This is a genomic window from Paracoccus onubensis (assembly GCF_003591515.1).
Lineage (GTDB): Bacteria > Pseudomonadota > Alphaproteobacteria > Rhodobacterales > Rhodobacteraceae > Paracoccus > Paracoccus onubensis.
Genome location: NZ_QZCG01000037.1, coordinates 1 through 2,495 on the forward strand (window position 1 = coordinate 1; position 2,495 = coordinate 2,495).

Here is a 2,495-nt window from a genome sequence, read left to right on the forward strand (position 1 = left end):
TGAGAACGGCGGTGCGAAATTAGTCCACGGAAGCGGCGGCTTGGTGCTGCTGCGGGCGGTGTAAAAGTCGTCCACCTTTTCCCTTTCTGTAGTTGCAGGGAGGGCGGGAGGATCTACAGCGTGGAACTATATCTGAAGGTGCGTCAGGCTTGCGCGGCGGGCATGAGCCAGCGTCAGGCGGCGAAGGAATTCAACATCTCCCGCGATACGGTTGCGAAGATGATGACCTTTTCGGTGCCGCCGGGCTATCGGCGCACGGCCGAGGTCAGGCGGCCGAAGCTTGAGCCGTTCATTCCGATCATCGACGCGTGGCTTGAGGCGGATCGCCATATGCCGCGCAAACAGCGGCACACGGCAAAGCGGGTATTCGACCGGCTCCGCGAGGAATGCGGGTTCACCGGCGGTTACACGATCATCAAGGATTACATTCGGGAGCGGGAGAAGCGTCGGCAGGAAGTATTTGTGCCGCTGGCGCATCCGCCGGGTCATGCGCAGGCCGATTTTGGCGAGGCGCAGGTCAGGATTGGTGGTATTGAGCAGAAAGCTCATTTCTTCGTTCTGGACCTGCCGCATAGCGATGCCTGCTATGTCAGGGCCTATCCGGCGGCGGTGGCCGAAGCCTGGGTCGACGGCCATATCCATGCCTTCACCTTCTTCGGCGCGGTTCCGCAGTCGATCGTCTATGATAATGACCGATGCCTGGTGGCAAAGATCCTGCCCGACGGCACCCGCAAACGGGCGGAACTGTTCAGCGGGTTCCTGTCGCACTACCTGATCCGGGATCGCTATGGCCGTCCGGGCAAGGGCAATGACAAGGGGAAGGTCGAGGGGTTGGTCGGCTATTCCCGACGCAACTTCATGGTGCCGATGCCCGAGTTTGCAACCTGGGAGGCATTCAACCTCTGGCTGGAGGAGCAATGCGAGCGTCGCCAGCTCGATGTTCTGCGCGGCGAAAGCGATACCATCGGCGCGCGGTTGCAACACGATCTGGCAGCGATGCGCCCATTCCCGGCCGCGCCTTTCGAGGCCTGTGATCAGGACAATGGGCGGGTCTCGTCCCAATCTCTGGTGCGCTACAAGACTAATGACTACTCGGTGCCGGTCGCCTTCGGACATCAGGATGTCTGGATCCAGGCCTATGTCGACACGGTGGTCATCGGTTGCCGTGGGGAAGTGATCGCCCGCCATCCCCGGTGTTGGGATCGTGACGAGATCGTCTTCGACCCGATCCATTACCTGCCGCTGCTGGAACAGAAGATCAATGCGCTTGAGCAGGCAGCGCCGCTTCAGGGCTGGGACCTTCCCGAAGAGTTCGCGACACTGCGCCGGCTGATGGAGGCCCGCATGAACCGGCATGGCCGCCGCGAATACGTCCAGGTTTTGCGGCTGCTGGAAACCTTCGATCTGGCCGATCTCCAGGTCGCCGTGAAGCAGGCGCTCCACATGGGTGCAATCGGCTTCGACGCTGTGAAGCATCTCCTGTTGTGCCGGGTGGAACGCCGACCGCCCAGGCTGGACCTGGACTGCTATCCCTATCTGCCCAAGGCAACGGTCGAGAAGACCGAGGCGCGTTCCTACATGCGGCTGTTGGCGGGAGATATGGCATGAGCGACGCTCCGGAAATCCTGCTCGCCCATCATCTCAAGGCACTCAAGCTGCCCACGTTCCTGCGCGAGCATCAGAAGCTGGCCGGGCAATGTGCGGCGGAAGGCGTGGACCATGTCCGCTATCTGGCCCGGCTGGTCGAACTGGAACTCATCGACCGGGAAAGGCGGATGGTCGAGCGGCGCATCAAGGCCGCCAAATTCCCAGCGGTCAAAAGCTTGGACAGCTTCGACTTCGCCGCCATTCCCAAGCTCAACAAGATGCAGGTGCTGGAACTGGCACGCTGCGAATGGATCGGCAGGCGTGAAAACGTCATCGCCCTCGGGCCATCGGGCACTGGGAAAACCCATGTTGCCCTCGGCATCGGGCTGGCCGCCTGCCAGAAGGGTCTTTCCGTCGGCTTCACCACCGCCGCGGCCCTGGTCAGTGAGATGATGGAAGCCCGTGACGAACGCCGTTTACTCCGCCTTCAGAAGCAGATGGCCGGATACAAGCTTCTCATCATCGACGAACTCGGCTTCGTGCCCTTGTCGAAAACCGGCGCCGAGCTCCTGTTCGAGCTGATCTCGCAACGTTACGAGCGCGGCTCGATCCTGATCACCAGCAATCTGCCTTTTGACGAATGGACCGAGACATTCGGCTCCGAACGCCTCACCGGCGCGCTTCTCGACAGGCTGACCCACCACGTCAGCATTCTCGAAATGAATGGCCAGAGCTATCGTCTCGCCCAAAGCCGCGCCCGAAAGGCCGGCTGACCCCTTTCAAAAAATGCCAACGGCACAAGCACGGAACTCTGGTCGGGCTACGCCCTCCCGACGTTCCGTGCTTGTGCCGCTAACTGGCAGACTTTTGCGCCGCCGCGTGGCCGGGTTTTACTCCGCCGTTGACAG

2 protein-coding genes are annotated in these 2,495 nt (G+C 61.4%); both read left to right on the plus strand.

Annotated features, from left to right (window positions below):
* The first annotated feature begins 120 nt into the window (after window positions 1–120).
* The gene (gene istA / locus D3P04_RS23010) at window positions 121–1,608 is read left to right on the plus strand and encodes an IS21 family transposase (RefSeq protein ID WP_119752219.1); all 1,488 of its coding nucleotides are present in this window, start codon (window positions 121–123) and stop codon (window positions 1,606–1,608) included.
* Window positions 1,605–2,360 carry an IS21-like element ISPve1 family helper ATPase IstB gene (gene istB, locus D3P04_RS23015; RefSeq protein WP_119752220.1) on the plus strand — a complete coding sequence of 252 codons (756 nt, stop codon included), beginning with the start codon at window positions 1,605–1,607 and terminating at the stop codon, window positions 2,358–2,360. The genes istA and istB overlap by 4 nt, the downstream gene beginning before the upstream one ends.
* Window positions 2,361–2,495: the final 135 nt, after the last annotated feature.

Coding starts and splice junctions, on each gene's coding strand:
- istB (WP_119752220.1), top strand. CDS start 1,605: ATGAGCGACGCTCCGGAAATCCTGCTCGCCCATCATCTCAAGGCACTC.